General features: G+C 72.2%; 19 protein-coding genes. 9 read left to right on the top strand and 10 right to left on the bottom strand.

Annotation, left to right across the window (positions count from 1 at the left end; all coding sequences use genetic code 11):
- Window positions 1-213 precede the first annotated feature (213 nt).
- Entirely contained in the window at window positions 214-699 is a 486-nt protein-coding gene (locus BX285_RS09315; protein WP_097237555.1) for a 2-oxo-4-hydroxy-4-carboxy-5-ureidoimidazoline decarboxylase, read from the top strand.
- Between the two features lie 65 nt (window positions 700-764).
- Here BX285_RS09315 and BX285_RS09310 read toward each other — a convergent pair whose 3' ends face one another.
- Window positions 765-1,547: a hypothetical protein gene (locus tag BX285_RS09310; RefSeq protein WP_143685785.1), complete on the bottom strand. Its 783-nt coding sequence runs from the start codon at window positions 1,545-1,547 to the stop codon at window positions 765-767.
- 251 nt (window positions 1,548-1,798) lie between these two features.
- Between BX285_RS09310 and sdhC the strand changes: the two genes are divergently transcribed.
- The 4 genes from sdhC to BX285_RS09290 are packed head-to-tail and all read left to right on the top strand — an operon-like array spanning window position 1,799 to window position 5,246.
- Window positions 1,799-2,179, top strand: coding sequence for a succinate dehydrogenase, cytochrome b556 subunit (gene sdhC / locus BX285_RS09305; protein ID WP_033332398.1), 381 nt, complete (start codon window positions 1,799-1,801; stop codon window positions 2,177-2,179).
- 8 nt (window positions 2,180-2,187) lie between these two features.
- Window positions 2,188-2,679 carry a succinate dehydrogenase, hydrophobic membrane anchor protein gene (gene sdhD / locus BX285_RS09300; RefSeq protein WP_097237553.1) on the top strand — a complete coding sequence of 164 codons (492 nt, stop codon included), beginning with the start codon at window positions 2,188-2,190 and terminating at the stop codon, window positions 2,677-2,679.
- Window positions 2,680-2,730: 51 nt separating this feature from the next.
- On the top strand, window positions 2,731-4,473 hold the full coding sequence (sdhA, locus tag BX285_RS09295) for a succinate dehydrogenase flavoprotein subunit (RefSeq protein WP_097237552.1): 1,743 nt from the start codon (window positions 2,731-2,733) through the stop codon (window positions 4,471-4,473).
- Entirely contained in the window at window positions 4,473-5,246 is a 774-nt protein-coding gene (locus BX285_RS09290; protein WP_097237551.1) for a succinate dehydrogenase iron-sulfur subunit, read from the top strand. Before sdhA ends, BX285_RS09290 begins: the two co-directional genes overlap by 1 nt.
- Before the next feature lie 74 nt (window positions 5,247-5,320).
- Here the strand turns inward: BX285_RS09290 and BX285_RS09285 are convergent, their stop codons facing one another.
- Entirely contained in the window at window positions 5,321-5,578 is a 258-nt protein-coding gene (locus BX285_RS09285) for an SCO4848 family membrane protein (protein ID WP_121174876.1), read from the bottom strand.
- Window positions 5,579-5,719: 141 nt separating this feature from the next.
- Between BX285_RS09285 and BX285_RS09280 the strand changes: the two genes are divergently transcribed.
- Entirely contained in the window at window positions 5,720-6,919 is a 1,200-nt protein-coding gene (locus tag BX285_RS09280; RefSeq protein WP_398899930.1) for a D-alanyl-D-alanine carboxypeptidase family protein, read from the top strand.
- A gap of 27 nt (window positions 6,920-6,946) precedes the next feature.
- On the opposite strand, the gene BX285_RS09275 is transcribed toward BX285_RS09280, so the two are convergent.
- A complete protein-coding gene (locus BX285_RS09275) occupies window positions 6,947-7,954 on the bottom strand; it encodes a YihY/virulence factor BrkB family protein (RefSeq protein ID WP_121174874.1) in 1,008 nt (335 codons plus the stop codon).
- A gap of 49 nt (window positions 7,955-8,003) precedes the next feature.
- Window positions 8,004-9,002 (bottom strand): glycosyltransferase family 2 protein, encoded by a 999-nt coding sequence (locus BX285_RS09270; protein WP_097237547.1) that lies wholly within the window; start codon window positions 9,000-9,002, stop codon window positions 8,004-8,006.
- Between the two features lie 133 nt (window positions 9,003-9,135).
- Between BX285_RS09270 and BX285_RS09265 the strand changes: the two genes are divergently transcribed.
- Together BX285_RS09265 and BX285_RS09260 are read left to right on the top strand one after the other, a co-directional pair.
- Window positions 9,136-12,708 carry a bifunctional glycosyltransferase family 2 protein/CDP-glycerol:glycerophosphate glycerophosphotransferase gene (locus BX285_RS09265; protein ID WP_121174873.1) on the top strand — a complete coding sequence of 1,191 codons (3,573 nt, stop codon included), beginning with the start codon at window positions 9,136-9,138 and terminating at the stop codon, window positions 12,706-12,708.
- A gap of 238 nt (window positions 12,709-12,946) precedes the next feature.
- On the top strand, window positions 12,947-15,454 hold the full coding sequence (locus BX285_RS09260; protein WP_183107036.1) for a CDP-glycerol glycerophosphotransferase family protein: 2,508 nt from the start codon (window positions 12,947-12,949) through the stop codon (window positions 15,452-15,454).
- 34 nt (window positions 15,455-15,488) lie between these two features.
- Here the strand turns inward: BX285_RS09260 and BX285_RS09255 are convergent, their stop codons facing one another.
- The 6 genes from BX285_RS09255 to BX285_RS09230 all read right to left on the bottom strand — a co-directional run bounded on the left by BX285_RS09255 (window position 15,489) and on the right by BX285_RS09230 (window position 21,093).
- The gene (locus tag BX285_RS09255) at window positions 15,489-15,977 is read right to left on the bottom strand and encodes a 2'-5' RNA ligase family protein (RefSeq protein WP_257032640.1); all 489 of its coding nucleotides are present in this window, start codon (window positions 15,975-15,977) and stop codon (window positions 15,489-15,491) included.
- Between the two features lie 50 nt (window positions 15,978-16,027).
- Window positions 16,028-17,068, bottom strand: coding sequence for a tryptophan--tRNA ligase (gene trpS / locus BX285_RS09250; RefSeq protein ID WP_097240190.1), 1,041 nt, complete (start codon window positions 17,066-17,068; stop codon window positions 16,028-16,030).
- 30 nt (window positions 17,069-17,098) lie between these two features.
- Window positions 17,099-18,424 carry a hemolysin family protein gene (locus BX285_RS09245; RefSeq protein WP_097237544.1) on the bottom strand — a complete coding sequence of 442 codons (1,326 nt, stop codon included), beginning with the start codon at window positions 18,422-18,424 and terminating at the stop codon, window positions 17,099-17,101.
- Window positions 18,425-18,588: 164 nt separating this feature from the next.
- A complete protein-coding gene (locus BX285_RS09240) occupies window positions 18,589-19,581 on the bottom strand; it encodes a malate dehydrogenase (RefSeq protein WP_097237543.1) in 993 nt (330 codons plus the stop codon).
- Between the two features lie 212 nt (window positions 19,582-19,793).
- The gene (locus BX285_RS09235; protein WP_097237542.1) at window positions 19,794-20,219 is read right to left on the bottom strand and encodes a DUF3017 domain-containing protein; all 426 of its coding nucleotides are present in this window, start codon (window positions 20,217-20,219) and stop codon (window positions 19,794-19,796) included.
- A 19-nt stretch (window positions 20,220-20,238) separates the two neighbouring features.
- Window positions 20,239-21,093 carry a bifunctional methylenetetrahydrofolate dehydrogenase/methenyltetrahydrofolate cyclohydrolase gene (locus BX285_RS09230; RefSeq protein ID WP_097237541.1) on the bottom strand — a complete coding sequence of 285 codons (855 nt, stop codon included), beginning with the start codon at window positions 21,091-21,093 and terminating at the stop codon, window positions 20,239-20,241.
- Window positions 21,094-21,581: 488 nt separating this feature from the next.
- On the opposite strand from BX285_RS09230, the gene BX285_RS09225 reads away from it, so the two are divergent.
- Window positions 21,582-22,193 (top strand): hypothetical protein, encoded by a 612-nt coding sequence (locus BX285_RS09225; protein ID WP_097237540.1) that lies wholly within the window; start codon window positions 21,582-21,584, stop codon window positions 22,191-22,193.
- Window positions 22,194-22,291 lie beyond the last annotated feature (98 nt).

Raw genomic sequence — 22,291 nt, 5'->3', positions numbered from 1 at the left:
TTCGGCGCGCGCCCTCCCCAACTGATGACGGCTCAACTACCTTGGAGGCGCTGCCGGACCGGCGCCGTGCGCCCCTCCTCAGCCCCCATACTTCAGCTGCTCCACCACCCCACTTCTTCACCGGCACCTTCCCGCCCTCACGAGGAGGACCCGCTGGCCAGCGACATCCCGTCACAGCGGCTCGACGTCAGAACAGAGCCGACCCTCCTCGGGTTGCACCGCTTCAACGAAGCCGACGCCGGCGCCGCCGAGGAGGCCCTGCTGGCCTGCTGCGGCAGCCACCGCTGGGCCCTGCGGCTCGCCGCGCACCGGCCGTACCCCGACATAGAGTCCCTGCTGGCCGCCGCCAGCGAGGCCTCCTACGACCTGCGCCCGGCCGACCTCGCCGAGGCACTGGCGGACGAGAGCTGGATGCCGCAGCCGCTGCTCGGCATGCGGGCCCCCGGCAGCCAGGCCGCGCACACCGCGCTGCGGGCGGCACACGCCGCGTACGAGGCCCGGTTCGGCCACGTCTTCGTGGTCTGCCTGGAGCGCGTCGCCCCGGAGGAGATGCTGGACACCGTGCTCTCCTCCATCCGCACCCGGCTGGCCAACGACCCGGACGAGGAGCGGCTGATCGCGGCGGACGAGCTCCGCCGGATCGCCCTCACGCGGCTGGAGCACCTGGTCGCCACCCACTCGGAGGCCGGGGCGCACTGAACCCGGCACGCGCCGGCCGCCCCGTCCTCCCGCCCCCTTCCACGCCCCTTCTCTACGGCCTCTCCCTACGCTGTCTGCGCGGCCCGGAGCTTGGCCACCTGCTGCCGGACGATCCGCTCGTCCGGCGCGGCGGCCGACGCGGCCGCGCCCCCGAAGGTGGTGAACACCGCGAGCGCCGGACCGACCCGGGCCAGCACCGCGCGCTGGGCGAGCACGGCCGTACCCGATTCATTCGTGAGGGTGAATCCGATCGCCTCGTCCGCTCCCCCGGGCGTGGGCGTGTCCACCCGGTTCAGCCGGTGCCTGGTCCGGATCGGCACCCGCTTCCCCGGCTTCTCGGCCGGCGGCGGCGGGGCCGTCGACGTGAACGAGGCGCACGGGCCGAACAGCCCCTCCAGCTCCGCCCGCACCGCGGCCGCCCGTCCGGCCCGGTAGCCGAGCAGCCCGCCGTACACCCCGCCCGCCGGGTCGGCGGCCCGGGCCACACTCAGGTCGGTCTCCGCGTACGGGCGGCCGGAGGCCGGGGAGGCCGAGGCGGAGGCCGGGCCCGGCGGGGCGACCGGGGCGACCACGTCCAGCAGCGGCTGGCAGGCCGGGAGGTCCGCCCGCTCCCGCCCGGAGCCCGCCCCGGTGTCCCGGTGGCCGGGCGTCACCACCGTCACCGTGTACCCCGGGCCCAGGTCGGCGTCGGCCACCGCGGCCGCCCGCAGCTGCGCCGCGGTCAGCTCCCGGCCGGGCCCCACCGCATCCCCGGAGGGGCCGCCGACCGTGGTGCAGCCGGTCGCGAGCAGCAGAGCGGCCAGACCGGCCAGGGCGGCGGCGGACGGACGGGCAGGGCGAAGTGGCACGGACGCCTCGGCAGGGTGTCGGCGGTCGGGGGCGGCCACCGTAGCGCATCCGATCGATCACCGAGAGTGCCGAAAGTCGGCTTGGTTCCCGCCCTGCTAGGCCAGAAGTGCCTGTTTGATCACACCTGGGGCCCCCGGAGGCGGCACGCGAGAAGGCGTCGATAGGATGCTCGCGGCCGGTGGACCGACCCGGCCGGGCTGACCGACACCGAAGCCGGCCGAGCCCCCAATCGCTTCCGGAGGGTTTTTCCGTGCCGGCTGGAACGCTGTACCGCGGCCGGGAAGGCATGTGGAGCTGGGTGGCTCATCGAGTCACCGGCGTCCTCATCTTCTTCTTCCTGTTCGCCCACGTCCTGGACACCGCCCTGGTGCGAGTGTCCCCGGAGTCCTACGACACCGTCATCCAGACGTACAAGACTCCGCTCGTGAACCTGATGGAGTACGGCCTGGTGGCCGCCATCCTGTTCCACGCCCTGAACGGCCTGCGCGTCGTCGCGGTCGACTTCTGGTCCAAGGGCCCGAAGTACCAGAAGCAGATGCTCTGGACCGTCGTCGGCGTCTGGGTCGTCCTCATGGCCGGCTCCTTCTACGGGATCCTGCAGCACACGCTGATCTCCTGGTTCGGGAAGTGAGCCGAGACATGTCCACGGAAATCTCCGACGCCGTCGTCGTCCCCTCGAAGCAGGCGCACACCGGCAAGGGCCTCGGCACGGGCAACCCCGCCGACGCCTTCGTCATCGAGCCGGCCCGCCAGCGGACCAAGAAGACGCCGCGTCGCACCCGCACCAACTTCGAGATGCTGGCCTGGCTCTTCATGCGCCTGTCCGGTGTCGTCCTGGTCGTGCTGATCCTCGGCCACCTGCTGATCATGCTGATCCTCGACGGGGGCGTCTCCAAGATCGGCTTCGCCTTCGTGGCCGGCCGTTGGGCCTCGCCGTTCTGGCAGGGCTGGGACCTCCTGATGCTCTGGCTCGCCATGCTGCACGGCGCCAACGGCATGCGTCAGGTCATCAACGACTACGCCGAGAAGGACTCGACCCGGCTCTGGCTCAAGGGGCTCATGGGTACCGCCACGGTCTTCACCGTGCTGCTGGGCACCCTGGTGATCTTCACCTTCGACCCCAACATCTGAGCCGCGAGCACCATCGACCATCGGCAGAGGCCAGAGGCGAGTTAACCCCCCATGCAGATTCACCAGTACGACACCGTCATCGTCGGCGCCGGCGGCGCCGGCATGCGTGCGGCCATCGAGTCCACGCAGCGCAGCCGCACCGCGGTCCTGACCAAGCTCTACCCGACCCGGTCCCACACCGGCGCGGCGCAGGGCGGCATGTGCGCCGCCCTCGCCAACGTCGAGGAGGACAACTGGGAGTGGCACACCTTCGACACGGTCAAGGGTGGTGACTACCTGGTCGACCAGGACGCCGCCGAGATCATGTGCAAGGAGGCCATCGACGCGGTCCTCGACCTGGAGAAGATGGGCCTTCCCTTCTCCCGCACCGAGCAGGGCCGGATCGACCAGCGCCGCTTCGGCGGTCACTCCCGCAACCACGGCGAGGCCCCGGTCCGCCGCTCGTGCTACGCGGCCGACCGCACCGGCCACATGATCCTCCAGACGCTGTTCCAGAACTGCGTCAAGCACGGCGTCGAGTTCTTCAACGAGTTCTACGTCCTCGACCTGCTGCTCAACGAGGGCAAGACGGCCGGCGTCGTCGCCTACGAGCTGGCCACCGGCGAGATCCACGTCTTCCAGGCCAAGTCGGTCGTGTTCGCCTCCGGCGGCACCGGCAAGTTCTTCAAGGTCTCCTCCAACGCCCACACCCTCACCGGTGACGGCCAGGCCCTGGTCTACCGCCGCGGCCTGCCGCTGGAGGACATGGAGTTCTTCCAGTTCCACCCGACGGGCATCTGGCGCATGGGCATCCTGCTCACCGAGGGCGCCCGCGGCGAGGGCGGCATCCTGCGCAACAAGGACGGCGAGCGCTTCATGGAGCGCTACGCCCCCGTCATGAAGGACCTCGCGTCCCGTGACGTCTGCTCCCGCGCGATCTACACCGAGATCCGCGAAGGCCGCGGCTGCGGTCCGGACGGCGACCACGTCTACCTGGACCTCACCCACCTGCCGCCGGAGCAGCTGGACGCCAAGCTCCCGGACATCACCGAGTTCGCGCGCACCTACCTCGGCATCGAGCCCTACACGGACCCGATCCCGATCCAGCCCACCGCGCACTACGCCATGGGCGGCATCCCGACCAACGTCGAGGGTGAGGTCCTGCGCAACAACACCGACGTCGTCCCGGGCCTGTACGCGGCCGGCGAGGTCGCCTGCGTGTCCGTGCACGGCGCCAACCGCCTGGGCACCAACTCGCTGCTGGACATCAACGTGTTCGGCAAGCGGGCCGGCATCGCCGCCGCCGACTACGCGCAGACGGTGGAGTTCACCGACCTGCCCGAGAACCCGGCCGAGAAGGTCCAGGCCCTGGTCGACGGCCTGCGCGAGTCCACCGGCACCGAGTCCGTGGCGCAGATCCGCAAGGAGCTGCAGGAGACCATGGACGCCAACGCGATGGTGTACCGCACCGGCGCCACCCTGAAGCAGGCGGTCGAGGACATCGCCGCGCTGCGTGCGCGCTACAAGAACGTCTCCATCCAGGACAAGGGCTTCCGCTACAACACGGACCTCCTGGAGGCCGTCGAGCTGGGCAACCTGCTCGACCTGGCCGAGGTGCTGGCCGTCTCCGCGCTGGCCCGCGAGGAGTCCCGCGGCGGCCACTACCGCGAGGACTTCCCGACCCGTGACGACGTGAAGTTCATGCAGCACACCATGGCGTACCAGGAGGTTGCCGCCGACGGCACCACCTCCATCCGCCTCGACTACAAGCCGGTCGTCACGACCCGCTACCAGCCGATGGAGCGTAAGTACTGATGAGCACTCCGACCGTGGAGAAGCACTCGGCCGCTCTGGACGCGGCCGAGAGCGGTGCCGCCCAGCTGATCACCGTCACCTTCCGGATCCGCCGGTTCAACCCGGAGGAGCACCCGGACCCGGTGTGGGTCGACTACCAGCTGACGATGGACCCGAAGGAGCGCGTGCTGGACGCGCTCAACAAGATCAAGTGGGAGCAGGACGGCACCCTCACCTACCGCCGTTCCTGCGCGCACGGCATCTGCGGCTCCGACGCCATGCGGATCAACGGCCGCAACCGGCTGGCGTGCAAGACCCTGATCAAGGACGTCGACCCGGAGAAGCCGATCACGATCGAGGCCATCAAGGGCCTCACGGTCCTCAAGGACCTGGTCGTGGACATGGACCCGTTCTTCCAGGCGTACAAGGACGTCATGCCGTTCCTCATCACCAAGGGGAACGAGCCGACCCGCGAGCGCCTGCAGTCCGCCGAGGACCGCGAGCGCTTCGACGACACCACCAAGTGCATCCTGTGCGCCGCGTGCACGTCGTCCTGCCCGGTGTTCTGGAACGACGGCCAGTACTTCGGCCCGGCCGCCATCGTCAACGCGCACCGCTTCATCTTCGACTCGCGCGACGAGGGTGCCGAGCAGCGCCTGGAGATCCTCAACGACCGTGAGGGCGTGTGGCGCTGCCGCACCACCTTCAACTGCTCCGAGGCCTGCCCGCGCGGCATCGAGGTCACCAAGGCGATCCAGGAAGTGAAGCGGGCCCTGGTCACCCGCCGCTTCTGATCCCCGCCTGACACCCCGAAGGCCCCCGCCCGATCTCCGGATCGGCGGGGGCCTTCGGCGTGCTCCGGGCCCGGTCAGTCGGCGGCCGGGGTGCGGCGGGTGGCGCGCAGGCCGCGCAGGCCGACGGTGCCGACGACGATGCCGAGGGCGAAGGAGGTGACGGCGAGGAGGAGGTGGACCCAGAAGAAGGCGGTGGGCCGGGAGTGGTCGCCGTCGGTGAAGGCCTGGCCGCCGGAGTCCTTCCAGAGGTTCTTGACGAAGGTCGTCCAGATGATGATCGACCAGACGCCGAAGGCGGTCAGGAACCAGGAGGTGCGGCGGCTGAGCTTCATGAGTGGTCCTCGGCGGGGGTGTGAAGACGGTGTGCACCCCCAGTATGCGCGGGCCGCCGATCGGCGTACGGCGGGCCCCTCCTGCGGAGGACGGGCCCGGAGTGGCGGACGCCGGCGGGCGTGAATGGGTACGGTCTGCTGGTGCCCACACCCCGTCACACGTTCGCACGCATGTGCGCCGCGGTCACCGCGGCGCTCCCGGTCCTGCTCGTCGGCCCGGCCGCGGTCGCGGCCCCGCAGCAGCCGCCCCCGTCGGTCGCGGTCGGCGGCGAGCGGCTGGGGCTCCCCGGGGTCCAGGTCTCCCCGCTGGCGGGCACCCCGCCACTGCCGACCGGCCTCACCGGGCAGTCCTGGATAGTCTCCGACGCCACGTCAGGGGAGGTGCTGGCGGCCTACAACCCGCACCTCAGGCTGCCGCCGGCCAGCACCCTGAAGATCCTCTTCGCGGACACCGTGCTGCCCAAGTTCGACCGCAACGCGGTGCACAAGGTCGCCGACGAGGAGATCCTGGGGATCGGCCCCGGCAGCAGCCTGGTCGGGATCAAGGAGGACCTGGAGTACCGGGTCGAGGACCTGTGGCGCGGGGTCTTCCTGAGCTCGGGCAACGACGCCGTGCACGTCCTGTCGCACATGAACGGCGGCATCCCGCAGACCGTGGCCGAGATGCAGGCGCGCGCCGAGGCGCTGCAGGCGAAGGACACCAAGGTGATCTCCCCGGACGGCTACGACATGGACGGCCAGGTCTCCTCGGCCTACGACCTGTCGCTGTTCGCCCGGGCCGGCCTGCGCAACGCGGACTTCCGGGCGTACTGCGCCACCCGGGACGCGATGTTCCCGGGCGCCGTGGACAAGAACACCGGTCAGCGCGGCTCCTTCGGGATCGCCAACACCGACCGGCTGCTGGGCAAGTACCCCGGCCTGATCGGGGTGAAGAACGGCACCACCACCAACGCCGGCTCGACCTTCGTCGGCGCCGCCGAACGCGACGGCCGCACCCTGCTGGTGACGGTGATGCACCCGGCGAGCTACCAGAAGGTGTACGACGAGACGGCCGAGCTGCTGGACTGGGGCTTCGCCGCGGTCGGCAAGGTGCAGCCGGTCGGGAGGCTGGTGGACGAGGTGCCGGCGGGCGGCGCGCAGCCGACCGGCCAGGCCGGCGGCACCGACGGCGTGCCCGCTCCGCCGCCGCACCCCTCCGCGACCCCGACGCGGGCCGCCGCGGCGCCCGACCCCGCCGGGGACGACGGGCTCGGCCCGGTCGGCTGGGCGGCGGTCGTCCTGGCCGGGGCCGGCGCCGGGTACGGCGCGCTGGTCCTGCGGCGGCGGCGCTCCGCCGGCTGATCCCCGCCCTGACGGGCAGGCCCGGTCTCAGTCCTGGGGCCGGGCCTTCGCCTGCCCGGGGCCTTGCCCGGGGGCGCGCCCGGCGGCCTTCCCGGGGGCCTGTTCGGCGGACTGTCCGGTCTCGGCCTTCGCCTCCGCCCGGTCCGCGGCCTCCAGCAGGGAGCGCCCGTGCGCCCTGGTCCGCTCCCTGGCCGCCACCGGGTCGGCCGTCGCCGTCCAGGCCACGCAGTACATCAGCAGCCGGCAGACGACGTTGATCCAGAGCAGCAGGGCGACCGGCGTGGCGAAGGCGCCGTACAGGCTCCGCCCGGCGACCGAGCCGAGGTAGGAGGCGAGCAGGAGCTTGAGCAGTTCGAAGCCGACCGCGCCGATCAGCGCGCCCTGCAGGAGGTCCCGGCGGCGCTGGCCGGTGATCCCGGGGAACGGCGCCAGCAGGTAGGCGAAGAGCAGCATGTCGCACCCTATGGCGATCAGCACGCCGACGCCGGTCAGCAGGTAGCCGCTGCCGAGGCCGATCGCCTCGGCGATCCGCCCGGCCAGGGTCGTCCCGGCGGCGGAGGCGGCCAGCGAGAACAGCGACACCAGGCCCAGGCCGCCCAGCACCACCACGTCCCAGGCCTTGCGCAGCACCGGGTTGCCCTCCTCGTCTGGCAGCTGCCAGAGGTCCCGGATGGAGGTGCGCATGGTGTCCACCCAGCCCAGGCCGGAGAGCAGCAGCAGCGCCCCGCCGACCAGCCCGACGGTGCCCGCGCCGGCGATCAGGGCCGGCAGGTCGAGCGCGTCCGAGATGCCCGGCAGCTGGTCGGAGATGTGCTTCTGCACCTCCGCCACCTGGGTGTCGTCCAGCGTGGAGACGGCGATCGCCAGACCCACCGTCAACAGCGGGAAGAGCGCGAGGAACCCGAAGAAGGTGACGGCGCCGGCCAGCCGGTTGCCGCGGGCGGCCGAGAAGTACTCGTACACCCGGTAGGGGCGGCTGCGCAGCACCCGGGCCACGAGCGGGCCGACGACGGGGAGGCGGGTCAGGAAGTCCACGCGACCGGTTATACCGGGCCGCCACCCGAATGGCCGTCAGGCGCGGGCCTCAGCGCCGGACGAGTCGACGGGCCTTGGCGAGGGCGCGCACGGCCTGGTACGCGCCGTAGCGGCCGTGGCTGAGCAGTTCGGTGCGCACGCCGTCCACGCCGGCCGGCGGGCGGTAGCCGGCCGGGCGCAGCCGGGCACAGTGCTCGGCTGCGCGGCGGAAGTACTCGCGGCGGTCGCCGGGCGGGACGCGGCCGGGCTTGGACACCACGGTGTTGAGGTGGTGCAGCATCCGGCCGTAGACGACCGGGCGCCACGGGTCGAGGTCGGGGCGGCGGTCGAGGAAGGCGAAGACCAGGTCGTACTGGGCGAAGACGTCGAAGTGCTTGCGGCTGGCGGTGGCCAGGATGTTGCCGCCCTCCTGGCGCTGGCGGTAGTGCACACCGACCCGGTCGAGCAGGGTGATCCGGGCGGCGGCGAGCAGCGCCGGGTACGTCCAGGGGGTGTCCTCGTAGTAGCCGGCCGGGAAGACCAGCTGCTGCCCGGTCACGAAGTCGCGGCGGTAGGCCTTGTTCCAGACGACCTGGAGCAGGTCGAGCAGGTCGGGGCGGGCCGCGAGGTCGAAGACGTCCGGGGAGGCGGCGCCGAAGACGTGCGCGGAGGCGGCGCGGGTGATCCGGCCGTCGGCGTAGGTGCGGGCGTAGTCGTAGACCAGGACGTCCGGGTCGCCGGTGGCGGTGAGCCGCTCGTCGATGCTCTTGAGCAGGCCGGGGGTGAGGGTGTCGTCGCTGTCGAGGAAGACCACGTAGTCGCCGCCGGCGACCTCCAGGCCGGCGTTGCGGGCCCGGCCGAGGCCGACGTTCTCCGGCAGGTGCAGCACCCGGACCCTCGGGTCGGTGGCGGCGGCCGCGTCCAGCATCGCGCCGCAGCCGTCCGGGGAGCGGTCGTCCACCGCGATCAGTTCGAGGTCCGGACCGTCCTGTCCGAGCACCGATTCGAGGCACTCGGCGAGGTAGTCCTGGACCTTGTACACGGGGACGATGACGCTGAAGCGGGGCACGGCCCCAGCGTAGTGGTCCCCGGGGAGGGCCCTGCCCCGGAGGTAGGATCGGGAGGCACGTACGCACCGATCAACGTGCGGTCTGGCCCCACCGGGCTGCCACGCTCCTTCCCGAGAAAGGCCTGCGTAGCCGATGGCTCCCCGCCTCTCCATCGTCGTTCCGATCTACAACGTCGAGCGTTATCTCGTCGAGTGCCTCGACTCGATCGCCGCCCAGACCTTCACGGACTTCGAGTGCGTCATGGTCGACGACGGATCGAAGGACGGCAGCGCGGCGCTCGCCGAGGCGTACGCGGCCAAGGACTCGCGATTCCGGCTGGTCCGGCAGGTGAACAAGGGCCTCGGAGCGGCCCGCAACACCGGCATCCGGCACATCGACCCGGACTCCGAGTTCCTGTGCTTCGTGGACAGCGACGACTCGATGCCGCCGAGTGCGTACGAGCTGATGATCAACACGCTGGAGGAGACCGGCTCGGACTTCTGCACCGGCAACGTGCTGCGCTTCCGGGCCGTGGGCTACTACCAGTCCGGCGGCCACGTGAAGCCGTTCAAGGAGACCAGGCTCAAGACCCACATCACCGAGATCCCGGCGCTGGTCACCGACCGCACCGCGTGGAACAAGGTGTACCGGCGCTCCTTCTTCGACGCCGCGGGCATCCTCTACCCCGAGGGCATCCTGTACGAGGACGCGCCGGTCAGCGTGCCGCACCACTACCTGGCCAAGAGCGTGGACGTACTCTCCGAGCCGATCTACCACTGGCGCGAGCGCGAGGTCGGCGAGATGTCGATCACGCAGATGCGCACCAACCCCAAGGGCCTGATCGACCGGGTCGCCTCGGTCGAGCTGGTCCGCGGCTGGCTGGGCAAGCAGACCGAGCCGCGCTTCGCCCAGTACCTGCGCTCCTACGACGAGAACACCCTCGTCGAGGAGATCCCGATGTTCTTCTGGTCCATCGTGGACGGCGACAAGGAGTACCGGGACGCCTACCTGCAGCACGTCAGCCGGCTGCTCCGGGCGATCGGCCCCGAGCAGGTCCGCAAGCTGCGCGCGCCACTGCGGCTCAAGTACCACCTGACCCTGGCCGGCCGGATGGACGAGCTGATCGAGCAGATCAAGTACGAGGGCGAGAGCGGCGGCGGTGTCCAGGCCCGCGGCCTGCTGCGCGCGTACGCCGACTACCCGTTCCTGCGCGGCGGGCGCAGGAGCGTGCCGGCCGGGGTGCTCAAGCTGGACAACTCGCTGGTCATGCGCAGCCGGCTGTACGAGAGCGGCTGGGTCGGTGGGAAGCTGCGGCTGACCGGGCACGCGTACCCGGAGCAGCTGGGCGCGTCCGGCAAGCACGACATGGTCCGCACCCTGGTGCTGCGCGAGACCAAGGGGCGCCGGGTCATCGCGGTGCCGATGAAGACCACGTACAGCCCCGAGGCCACCGCGAGCTGCAACCACGACCTGTACAGCTGCGACTGGTCCGGCTTCACCGTCTCGGTCGACCCGAAGAAGCTCAGGCACCGCGGCGAGTGGAAGGACGGACACTGGCGCGTCCTGGTGGCCGGCGCGGGCAAGGGCGGGGTGTACAAGGGCCGGATCTCGGCCGGGTGGAGCGACACCGCGCAGGTCATCCCGTCGCACTGGGTCGAGCCGGACGTACGGATCGTGCCGTGGGTCCGGGACAACTTCGTCTACCTGCGGGTGGAGACGGTCAAGGCCCGGGTGACCGGCCTGTCCGCGCACGCCGGCCGGGTGGAGGTCTCCGGCGCGGCCCGCTCCGGCCCGAGCTTCGCCGGTGCCCGGCTGCAGCTCACCCACCTGGAGTCGGACCGGCAGGTGACCGTCCCGCTGGAGCTGGGCGCGCCGGTCGGCTCGCTGCAGCCCTTCACCGCCTCCTTCGCGACCGCCGAGCTGACCGCCGTCCGCGAGGCCTGGGCCGAGCTGGACCCGGTGGCCGGCGAGCGCGTCCGCGACCACTGGGACACCGAGCTGCTGCTGGGCGACGGCAGCACCGTCCCGCTGGCCTGGGACGAGCGCAACGCGCCCGAGCGGCTGCACCTGCCGCTGAACCCGCAGGCCCCGGCGGCCGAGCACCGGGCGCTCTACTCCAAGCCCTCCCCCGGCGGCTACCTCCAGTTCGCCGACCAGGTGCTGCAGCCGCTGGTGGACGAGCTGTCCTCGCGCGGCGCCGACGGCTTCCTGCTCAGCGGCTCGTTCCCGCTGCCCGGCGCGCACCGCTGGGAGCTGGTGGTCCGTCACCACTGGCGCGAGGAGGAGCACGTCTACCCGGTGGAGATCTCGGACGGCCGGTTCCGCACCGCGCTGCCCGCCGTGCCCACCGCCTCCTTCGCCGGCCGGGTGCCGCTCGCCAAGGGCACCTGGAACGTCTTCTTCCGCCGGGTCGGCGGGGCGGCCGACGTGCTGCCCGGCGCCTCCGTGCTGGTCACCCCGGACTGCTTCGAGTCGCTGCCGCTGGAGGTCGAGTCCCGCGGCAAGCGGATCACGCTGGAACGCCGCGACCACGACGGCCTGTCGCTGGAGGCGCACGCGGCGCTGCTGCCCGAGGAGCGGGCCGGCTTCCGCCAGCGCCGGCTGCGCACCGTCGACTACCCGGCCGCCCGCCGGCTGCCGCTGCGCGACACCGTGCTGTACTGCGTCGGCGGTGACGGCGTGTACGCCGACTCGCCGCGGGCCGTCCACGAGGAGCTGGTGCGCCGCGGCCTGCCGCTGGAGCACCTGTGGGTCAACGACGACATGCAGGCCGAGCTGCCGAAGAGCGCGACGGCGATCCGGTTCCGGAGCCCGGAGTGGTTCGAGGCGCTGGCCACCGCCAAGTACGTCGTCACCAGCACCCACCTGCCCGAGTTCTTCGTCCGCCGCCCCGGCCAGGTGGTCGTGCAGACCTGGCACGGCACCCCGCTGAAGCAGGTCGGCTTCGACTTCGAGAAGGTCTGGTTCACCGACTCCAGCTACCTCAAGAGCCTGGCCAAGGAGGTCCCGAACTGGAGCCTGCTGGTGGCCGGCAACAGCTGGTCGGCCCCGGTGCTGCGGCGCGCCTTCGACTTCAAGGGCGAGATCCTGGAGAGCGGTTCGCCCCGCAACGACCTGCTGTTCGCATCCGACCGGGAGAAGACCGCCGAGCAGGTCCGGGAACGGCTCGGGCTGCCCCAGGGCAAGAAGGTGGTGCTCTACGCACCGACCTGGCGCGAGGACCGGCGCCGGCCGCAGGGCGGCTACCAGATCGACCTGCGGATCGACCTGGCGGCGGCCCAGGCCGCGCTCGGCGACGACCAGGTGCTGCTGGTGCGCCGGCACGAGCTGATGTGCGGCCAGATCCCGGGCGCCGGCAACGGCTACATCTGGGACGTCGGCAGCTACCCCGACATGGCGGAGCTGCTGCTGATCGCCGACGTGCTGGTGACCGACTACTCGGCGAGCGTGTTCGACTTCGCGTCGACCGGAAAGCCGATGCTCTTCTTCACCCACGACCTGGAGCACTACCGGGACAACCTGCGCGGATTCAGCCTGAACTTCGAGGCGGAGGCGCCCGGCCCGCTGCTCTCCACCTCCGAGGAGCTGGTCGCCGCGCTCGGCCGGGTGGACGCGGTCGCGACCGAGTACGCGGACAAGGCCGCCGCGTTCCGCGAGGCGTACTGCGACCTGGACGACGGCAAGGCCGCCGCCCGGGTGGTCGACGCGATGCTCCGCAAGGAATAGCCCTCCGCGAGTGACCGCGGCGGCGCCCGACACCGGTGGTGTCGGGCGCCGCCGCATGTCCGGGGGTCGCCGCGTGTCCGGGGACCGCTGGGAACCGGAATGACCCGATCTCGTGAATCATGTACGAACAGGCGTCCGGGAAAAGAACTCCCGAAGGAATTCGAAAAAGCGTGCAGTTGACCCGGGTGGCATTTCCGGATGGGATATGGATTTCCATTCCGAAGGGCCCCTCGCGCAAATGCCTGTGCTCACCCGGTTCGTCCTGCCGCACGCCGCTCCCCGGGTCGCCGCCGGGCGCCCCGCCGGCGACGGGGACGCGGTGTTCGGGCTGCTACGCGCGCACTGGCACGACCGGGGCCTGGAACTCACCGGCTTCGCCCGCCCCGACGACCTGGACACCGGCCGGCCCGGCTCCGCCTGGACCTGGCTGACCCTGCGCCACGGCGGCGGCGAGCCACCGGTGCACCTGCGCTCCACGCCGCGCAGGATGCCCGAGATCACCGACAACAGCGCCCAGCCCGAGTACAACCACGACTGGTCCGGCTTCACCGCCTTGATAGCGCCCGGCCGGCTGCGCCGCGACGGCCGCTGGCTGCTCGGCGACTGGCAGGTCGAGACCACCCTCTTCACCCGCCCCCGCCGCACCCGGGTGCGGCGCCAGTACGGCACCCTCGCCCCGCACTGGTGCGGCTCCGGCGAGTACCCGACGGCCCGCTGGGTGGACCACGACGTCCGGCTCCAGCCGGGCTTCCAGGACGGCCGGCTGCGCCTGCGCCTGGAGCGCCCCGCCGTCCGGATCACCGGGGCCGCCCGCACCGCCGTCGGGCTCGACCTGACCGGCGTCGCCGACTCCTGCCCCGCCGGCACCCTGCTGCGGCTGCGCCACCGGGAGAGCGACGCGGTGATCGAGCAGCCGCTCACCCGCGCCGGCAACACCTTCACCGCCCACCTGCCGTACCGGCCGTTCGTCACCGAAGGACGCGGCACCGGCGAACTGGAGCACTGGGACGCCGAGTTACGGCGCCCCGACGGCGGCACCGAGCAGCTCTGCCTCGACGAGCGCGGCGGCCCGGTGGCCGGCCAGCACCCGCTGCCCGACACCCCGGACCGGGTGCTCTACCTCAAGCACCTCGCCGACGGCCGGCTCCAGGTCTGCGTCCAGCCCGCGGCCGGCCTGGTCGACCGGATCGCCGTACGGCCCGACGGCTTCGAACTGTCCGGCCACTGCCCGGCCCAGGCTCCCGACCGGCTGGAGCTGGTGCTGCGGCACTCCGGCACCGCGAGCGAGGTCCGCACCCCGGTCGAGAGCGCCCCGGACGGCCGGTTCCGGGCCCGGGTGCCCGCCACCCGCACCGGCTCCGACGGCGCCGCGCTGCCGCTGCGCAAGGGCATCTGGCAGGCCGCGCTGGAACCGGCCGACCGCACCGGCTCCGGCCGACCGCTGCTCGCCGCCCCCGCCGCGCTGGCCGCCGTCCCCGCCGCCACCACCGTCGGCGGCAAGACCCTCCTGCTGCAGCGCCGCTGGAACGACACCCTGCTGGTGGACTCCACCCCGGTGCTCACCGCCACCGAACGCAGCGCCTGGACGCAGCACCGCCTGCGCACCGGGGAGTACCCGGCCGCCCGCCGCGAACCGCTGCGCGAGGCGGTGCTGTACGACGTGTTCGGCGGCCGCGGCTACGCCGACTCCCCGCGCGCGGTGCACGTCGAACTCGCGCGCCGCGGCGCACCGCTGGAGCACCTGTGGGTGGTCGACGACGCCCAGGCCGAGGTGCCGGCCGGGGTCACCCCGGTCCGGATCTGGAGCCCGGAGTGGTACCGGGCGCTGGCCACCTGCCGCTACCTGGTCGGCAACACGCACTTCCCCGACTTCCTGGAGCGCCGCCCCGGCCAGGTCGTCGTGCAGACCTGGCACGGCTCGCCGCTCAAGCGGATCGCCCACGACGTCGAGAACCCCTGGCTGGCCGACCACGGCTACCTGGCGGCGCTCGACCGGGAGACCCCGCAGTGGAGCCTGCTGCTCTCCCCCAGCCCGTTCGCCACCCCGATCCTGCGGCGCGCCTTCCGGTACGGGGGCGAGGTGCTGGAGTCCGGCTACCCGCGGGGCGACGTGCTCGCCCGCCCGGACGGGCGGACCGCCGCGGCCGTCCGCCGCCGGCTCGGCATCCCCGACGGCAAGCGGATCGTGCTGTACGCGCCGACCTGGCGCGAGGACCAGCAGCGCGGCGACGGCGACGGCTTCCGGCTCGACCTGCGGCTGGACCTCGACCACGCCCGGCGCCTGCTCGGCGAGGACCACGTGCTGCTCGTCCGCCCGCACGCCCACGTGCGCGAACCGCTGCCGGGCGCCGGCGACGGCTTCCGCTACGACTGCGGGGACTATCCCGACCCGCAGGAGCTGCTGCTCGTCGCGGACGCGCTGGTGACCGACTACTCGTCGATCATGTTCGACTTCGCGATCACCGGCCGCCCGATGTACTTCTTCACCTACGACCTGGAGCACTACCGCGACACCCTGCGCGGCTTCTACTTCGACTTCGAGTCGAACGCCCCCGGCCCGCTGGTGACGACCTCCGCCGAACTGCTCGGCGCGCTGCGCGCACTCGCCGACGGCGGCGCCGCCCTGCCGCCCGGCTACACCGAGCGCTACCGGCGGTTCCGGGCCGAGCACTGCGCCCTGGACGACGGCGGCGCGGCGCGGCGGGTGGTCGACCGGATGCTCGAACTCGGGCTGGCCGCAGAGTAGTTCGAGCCGGGGCGCGGACGGAGGTTCAGGCGGCTCAGCCGAACGAGTAGCCCCGCCACGGCCGCCAGACCTCGTCCGCGTCGAAGCGGGAGAGGCCGAAGCCCGGCACCGAGAAGGCCGCCCGGAAGCCGCGGGCCTGCTCGTACGCCTGGTCCAGCACGTCGTCCGGCAGCCCGTGGGCGACCGTCACGTGCGGGTGGTACGGGAAGGCCAGCTCGCGGGCCAGCGGGCCGGAGCGGACGTCCGCCTCCAGCAGCCGGCACTCCTGCGCACCCTCCTCGACCCGGACGAACACCACCGGCGACACCGGGCGGAAGGTCCCGCTGCCGCGCAGCAGCATCCGGAACGGCCGGTGCGCGGCCGCCACCGCCGCCAGGTGCTCCTCGATCTTCGGCAGCGCCTCGGCCGGCACCTCGGTCGGCGGCAGCAGGGTGACGTGCGTCGGTATCGACCGGGCCAGCGGATCGCCGTGCCCGGCGCGGGCGTCCTGGATCGCCGCGCCGTACGGGTCCGGAACGCTCACGGACACGCCGATGGTGATCAGCTCACCATCGGGCAGGCGTGTGAGGGGAGTCACCGCTTGGCGGCCGGGAGGAAGCCGATCCGGTCGTACACCGTCTCCAGCGTCGCCGACGCCACCTCGCGGGCCTTGTCGGCGCCGATCGCCAGCACCCGGTCCAGCTCGGCCGGGTCGTCCAGGAAGGTGCGGGTGCGCTCCTGGAAGGGGGTGACCCAGTCGGTGAACAGCTCGGCCAGCTCGGTCTTCAGGGCGCCGTACATCTTGCCCTCGAAGTGCTCGACCAGCTGGTCGACCGGCCGGCCGCTGAGCGCGGAGTGGATGCGCAGCAGGTTGGAGACGCCCGGCTTCCCCTCCTCGTCGTAGGAGACGACGGTGTCGGTGTCGGTGACGGCGCTCTTGAACTTCTTGGCGCTGGCCTTCGGGTCGTCCAGCAGGCTCACCAGGCCCTTGGGCGAGGAGGCCGACTTGCTCATCTTGATGCCCGGGTCCTGGAGGTCCTGGATCTTCGCCGTCTCCTTGAGGATGTACGGCTTCGGCACCGTGAAGGTGGGGCTGTAGCGGGTGTTGAAGCGCTCGGCGATGTCGCGGGTGATCTCCACGTGCTGGCGCTGGTCCTCGCCGACCGGGACGGCGTCCGCCTGGTAGAGCAGGATGTCCGCGATCTGCAGGATCGGGTAGGTGAACAGGCCGACCGTGGTGCTCTCGGCGCCGTACCGGGAGGACTTGTCCTTGAACTGGGTCATCCGGGAGGCCTCGCCGAAGCCGGTGAGGCAGTTCATCACCCAGCCGAGCTGCGCGTGCTCGGGCACGTGCGACTGGATGAAGAGCGTGCAGCGGTCCGGGTCCAGGCCGGCGCCGAGCAGCTGGGCGGCGGAGATCCGGGTGTTCTCGCGCAGCGTCGCCGGGTCCTGCGGCACCGTGATCGCGTGCAGGTCGACGACCATGTAGAAGGCGTCGTTGTCCTTCTGCAGGTCGACCCACTGGCGTACCGCGCCCAGGTAGTTGCCGAGGTGGAACGAGCCGGAGGTGGGCTGGATGCCGGAGAGCACCCGGGGACGGTCCTTGACCGGACCAGTGACCGCTGCGTTGACCATGCGGGCCATTGTTCCAGTTCCACCGGTCGCTCAGGAAACGTCTGCCCCTGGAGGTTCCGCCAGTGTGACCGCACTCACCCTCACCCGGGCGATCCGCCGGCCCTCGACCTTGGCCACCGTCAGCAGCACCCCGCCGCCGCCCTCCAGCGGGACACGGACCTGGTCGCCGTCCCGGGGCAGTCGGCCGAGCGAGGCCACCAGGCAGCCGGCCACCGTCTCGTACGGGCCCTCGGGCAGGGTGACGCCGGTCTCCTCCGCGAAGTCGCCGAGGTTGAGCAGGCCGTCCAGCTCCATGCCGCCGCCGGCCAGCCGACGGGTGGGGGCGGACTCCGGCCGGTCGTACTCGTCCCGGATCTCGCCGATCACCTCCTCGACCAGGTCCTCCAGGGTGACGATCCCGGCGGTGCCGCCGTACTCGTCCACCACGATGGCCAGGTGGTGGCCCTCTCGGCGCATCTCCCCCATCGCCTCCAGCACCCGCTTGGTGCCGGGCAGCAGCTTCACCGGGCGGGCCAGGTCGCGCACCTTGGCGGCCTGCTCGCCGCGAGCGCCGTACAGGTCGCGGACGTGGACGAAGCCGACCACCGCGTCGGCGCTGCCCTCGACCACCGGGTAGCGCGAGTGCGGCGAGGTGTCGGCCTGCTGCCGTACGGCGGCCAGCGGGCGCTCGGCGTCCAGGAAGGTCACCTCGGTGCGCGGGACCATCACCTCGCGCAGCTGGCGCTCCCCGGCGGCGAACACATCGGCGATCAACGCCCGTTCGTCGCTGCCGAGTTCGGTGTTGGTGGCGACCAGGCCGCGCAGCTCCTCGGAACTCATCGAGCCACGGCCGGCGGTCGGATCCCCGCCGAGCATGCGGACCATCAGGTTGGTGGAGTGGCCGAGCAGCCAGATCGCCGGGCGCAGCACGACCGACATCACGTCCACCACGGGCGCGGCGATGACGGCGATGGACTCGGCGCGCTGCAGGCCGATCCGCTTGGGCGTCAGCTCGCCGAGCACCAGCGAGACGTAGCTGATCACCAGGGTGAGGCTGACCAGGGCGACCGCGTCGGCCACGCCCTCGGTCAGGCCCGCCCGGACGAACACCGGGGCGACCTTGCCGGCCAGGGTGTCCGCGCCGAAGGCGGCGGACAGGAAGCCCATGCAGGTCACCCCGACCTGGACAGCGGCCAGGAAGCGGTTCGGGTCGGCGGCCAGGTGCGCGGCCCGGGCCGAGCGCCGGGTGCCGCGCGCCTCCAGCGTCCGGATCTGGCCCTCGCGCAGCGAGATCAGCGAGATCTCGGCGACGTTGAACAGGCCGCCCAGCAGGATGAAGACGAGGACGAGCGCGGCGTCCCCGAGGGTTTCGTTCACAGCGGGCCAGTGTAGGGCGGCCGGCGCGCGGGGGCTGGCCCGCAGCCCCGAGCGGGCGAGCCCCGCTCCGAGCCCGGGCACTCGCGAGCGGGCGAGCAACAGCGACGGCCCGCCGCTTCCCCGGGAGGGAGGCGGCGGGCCGTCGGAAAACCGGTGCGGGGGGCTCAGATGAGGCCGAGCTCCTGGACCGCGTCGCGCTCCTCGGTCAGCTCCTTGACCGAGGCGTCGATGCGGGCGCGCGAGAAGTCGGAGATCTCCAGGCCCTGGACGATCTCGAACTTGCCGTCCTTGGTGGTGACCGGGAAGGAGGAGATCAGGCCGGCCGGGACGCCGTAGGAGCCGTCGGAGACGACACCCATGGAGGTCCAGTCGCCCTCGGCGGTGCCGTTGACCCAGGTGTACACGTGGTCGATGGCGGCGTTGGCGGCCGAGGCGGCCGAGGAGGCGCCGCGGGCCTCGATGATGGCGGCGCCGCGCTTGGCGACGGTCGGGATGAAGTCGTTCTCCAGCCAGGCCAGGTCGCTGCCGACGGCCTCGAAGGCCGGCTTGCCGGCGACCTCGGCCTGGAAGATGTCCGGGTACTGGGTCGCGGAGTGGTTGCCCCAGATGGTGACGCGCTTGATGTCGGAGACCAGGGCGCCGGTCTTGGCGGACAGCTGGCCGACGGCGCGGTTGTGGTCCAGGCGGGTCATCGCGGTGAAGCGCTCGGCCGGGACGTCCGGGGCGTTGCGCTGGGCGATCAGGGCGTTGGTGTTGGCCGGGTTGCCGACGACCAGGACCTTGATGTCGTCCGCGGCGTGGTCGTTGATGGCCTTGCCCTGCGGGCCGAAGATGCCGCCGTTGGCCTGCAGCAGGTCGCCGCGCTCCATGCCGGCGGTGCGCGGGCGGGCGCCGACCAGCAGCGCGACGTTGGCGCCGTCGAAGGCCTCGGCCGGCTTGTCGGTGATGGTGATGTCGCGCAGCAGCGGGAAGGCGCAGTCGACGAGCTCCATGGCGGTGCCCTCGGCGGCCTTCAGGCCCTGCGGGATCTCCAGGAGGCGCAGGTTCACCGGCACGTCGGCACCGAGCAGGTGGCCCGAGGCGATGCGGAAGAGCAGCGCGTAGCCGATCTGGCCGGCCGCTCCGGTGATGGTGACGTTGACGGGGGTGCGGGTCATTTCTACCTTCTCCAGCAAATCGCCAGGTGCCCCAGGCACACCGGCGCGCTGGAGCCGAGGATGTTCTCTCGACATCGAGAGACCGGCGTCAGGTTATCGCAAAGGGAAGCGTACGCCGCGGGTTCCGTCCTGGCTGATGCGTCACAGACGCACCGCGGCCCCCGCCCTGGGTCGGGCGGGGGCCGCGGGGAGCCGGTCGGCGGACGGGCCGGTCAGTGCCTGGACCGGCCCATCAGCTGGCCGATGTTGTCGAGCAGCGGGATCTGCAGCCACGGGTTCGGCTGCGCGACCAGGGTCAGCAGCACGATCGAGGCGCCCAGGAAGGTCAGCACGATGACGTCCGTGAACCGGCTGCGCACCGCCAGCATCCCGACCTCGGGCAGCACCAGGCGCAGCACCGCGCCCAGCAGCACGCCGCCGCCGAGGATCAGCAGCCCGTACTTGAAGCCGTCCTTGGAGTCGGCGAGCCAGGTGACCGCGAGGCCGGCGCCGACGACCAGCAGGACCAGCGTTATCGGCCACTGCCGCACCGGCAGGGCGTGGTCGCGTCCGAGGGCCGAGGCCGAGCCCTCGGGCGGCATGGTGCCGGTGGTCTTGACCGGCCTGCGCCGGGACCGCGCCGGTCGCGGTTCAGTCATGCTCGCCGTCCCTGGGGTGTCAGATGCCGGCGCGGCGCTCGGCCGCCTCGACGATGTTGTTGAGCAGCATCGCGCGGGTCATCGGGCCCACGCCGCCGGGGTTGGGGGAGATCCAGCCGGCCACCTCGGCCACGCCGGGGTGGACGTCGCCGACGATCTTGCCCTCGCTGCGGCTGACGCCCACGTCCAGCACCGCCGCGCCCGGCTTGACGTCCTCGGGCTTGACCAGGTGCGGCACGCCGGCGGCGGCCACGATGATGTCGGCCTTGCGCAGGTGGGCGCTGAGGTCCCGGGTGCCGGTGTGGCACAGGGTCACCGTGGCGTTCTCGCTGCGGCGGGTCAGCAGCAGGCCGATGGAGCGGCCGACGGTGATGCCGCGGCCGACCACGACCACCTCGGCGCCGTCGATCTCGACGTCGTGGCGGCGCAGCAGCTCGACGATGCCCAGCGGGGTGCAGGGCAGCGGGCCGTCGATGCCCAGGGCGAGCCGGCCGAGGGAGGTCGGGTGCAGGCCGTCCGCGTCCTTGTCCGGGTCCATCAGCTCCAGGACCGGGTTCTGGTCCAGGCCCTTGGGCAGCGGCAGCTGGACGATGTAGCCGGTGCAGGAGGGGTCGGCGTTGAGCTCGCGGACGACGTTCTCGACGTCCTCCTGGGTGGCGGTGGCGGGCAGCTCGCGCTGGATCGAGGCGATGCCGACCTCGGCGCAGTCCTTGTGCTTCCCGTTCACGTACCAGCGGCTGCCCGGGTCGTCGCCGACCAGGACGGTACCGAGGCCGGGCGTGACGCCCTTCGCCTTGAGGGCCGCCACGCGGGCGGCGAGTTCGGACTTGATCGCGGCGGCGGTGGCCTTGCCATCGAGAATCTGGGCAGTCATGACCCCATTCTCCCGGATCGCGACAGGTCGCCGTACCACGGTCGGCCCGGAGATCGGACGGGTACGGAAGGTCGGGGCGACGTTGCGGTTGCGCCACAGTCTCGGCCCGGCCCGGGAACCGGCTGGACAGGGCGCGGCCGTCCGGATCACGATAAGCGGGCATTCCCGCCGCGATCCGGCCCGGTGACGGGCCGACGGATCCCGCGGCGGGGCGTTCCCGGGGGAAAGAGCCAGTGATCCGACCACAGCAGACCGAGCAGCCCGCGCGCCGTCGCGCCGCCTTCACCGCGCCGCGTCCGTCCCGGTCCGGGCTCGCCCGTCCACCGCACTGCTGAGCCGGCCGCCGGACCGGCCGTACCGCCCGTCACCGCCGCCGGGCTGTCACTGCGCCCGGATACCGTCCCGTTCCGTCGTCGACCCGACTCGCGACCGCAACCGGGGCCTCCGCCGTCCCGTCCCCGCGTCCCCGTAACTGCCCGGAGGCATCCATGAGTTACCCGCCCGACCCGAACAACCCGTACGGCCAGCCGCCGGCCGCCCCCGGCTACGGCTACCCGCAGCAGGCCCCGCCGGCCGCCTACGGTTACCCGCCGGCGGCGCCGGGCTACGGCTACCCGCCGGTGGCCCAGCCGCCGTCCATGCCGGGCCTGGTGATGACCAGCCGGGTGCTGCTGTTCGTCGTGGGCGGTGTGCAGGTCCTGCTCGCGGGCTTCCTGATCATCGTGGCCGCGGGCGCCAAGAAGGTCGCCAACGAGCACAGCACGAGCAGTGACACCGCGATCTTCGGCAACGCCGCGGCCGGCGTCCTGCTGGTCCTCGGGGTCGTGTACCTGCTCGCCGCGGTGCTCTCCATCACGCTCGGCGCGAAGTTCGGCAAGGGCGGTCCGGCGACCCGGATCACCACCATCGTGTACGGCTCGATCGCCCTGCTGCTCGGCCTGCTCGTGCTGGCCGGCGCGGTCACCGGGAGCGCCCAGGCCAACGGTGGTGCCGGGTTCGGCGTGATCGTCGGCGTGCTGTGGATCGCGATCTGCCTCATCTGGATCATCGCGATGAGCACCCGGGACGGCGTGGCCTGGTTCAACCGGCCGCGGTACTGACCGGTCCGTAACGTGACGAGAGCGGCCCGGCTCCCTCCTCGGAGGGGGCCGGGCCGCTCTGTCATGGCGTCATGGCTTCAGCGGGCCCAGTGGGCTCA

The organism is Streptomyces sp. 1114.5, from assembly GCF_003635085.1.
In the GTDB taxonomy this organism is placed as follows: domain Bacteria; phylum Actinomycetota; class Actinomycetes; order Streptomycetales; family Streptomycetaceae; genus Kitasatospora.
Note: the sequence above shows the minus strand (reverse complement) of the source record. Positions and strands in the feature narration are given on the sequence as shown.

Excerpts from the sequence above, each read along its gene's own strand:
- sdhD (WP_097237553.1), top strand. The coding sequence starts at position 2,188 with ATGTCCACGGAAATCTCCGACGCCGTCGTCGTCCCCTCGAAGCAGGCG.
- sdhA (WP_097237552.1), top strand. The coding sequence starts at position 2,731 with ATGCAGATTCACCAGTACGACACCGTCATCGTCGGCGCCGGCGGCGCC.
- BX285_RS09290 (WP_097237551.1), top strand. The coding sequence starts at position 4,473 with ATGAGCACTCCGACCGTGGAGAAGCACTCGGCCGCTCTGGACGCGGCC.
- BX285_RS09285 (WP_121174876.1), bottom strand. The coding sequence starts at position 5,578 with ATGAAGCTCAGCCGCCGCACCTCCTGGTTCCTGACCGCCTTCGGCGTC.
- BX285_RS09265 (WP_121174873.1), top strand. The coding sequence starts at position 9,136 with ATGGCTCCCCGCCTCTCCATCGTCGTTCCGATCTACAACGTCGAGCGT.
- BX285_RS09260 (WP_183107036.1), top strand. The coding sequence starts at position 12,947 with ATGCCTGTGCTCACCCGGTTCGTCCTGCCGCACGCCGCTCCCCGGGTC.
- trpS (WP_097240190.1), bottom strand. The coding sequence starts at position 17,068 with ATGGTCAACGCAGCGGTCACTGGTCCGGTCAAGGACCGTCCCCGGGTG.
- BX285_RS09240 (WP_097237543.1), bottom strand. The coding sequence starts at position 19,581 with ATGACCCGCACCCCCGTCAACGTCACCATCACCGGAGCGGCCGGCCAG.
- BX285_RS09235 (WP_097237542.1), bottom strand. The coding sequence starts at position 20,219 with ATGACTGAACCGCGACCGGCGCGGTCCCGGCGCAGGCCGGTCAAGACC.
- BX285_RS09230 (WP_097237541.1), bottom strand. The coding sequence starts at position 21,093 with ATGACTGCCCAGATTCTCGATGGCAAGGCCACCGCCGCCGCGATCAAG.
- BX285_RS09225 (WP_097237540.1), top strand. The coding sequence starts at position 21,582 with ATGAGTTACCCGCCCGACCCGAACAACCCGTACGGCCAGCCGCCGGCC.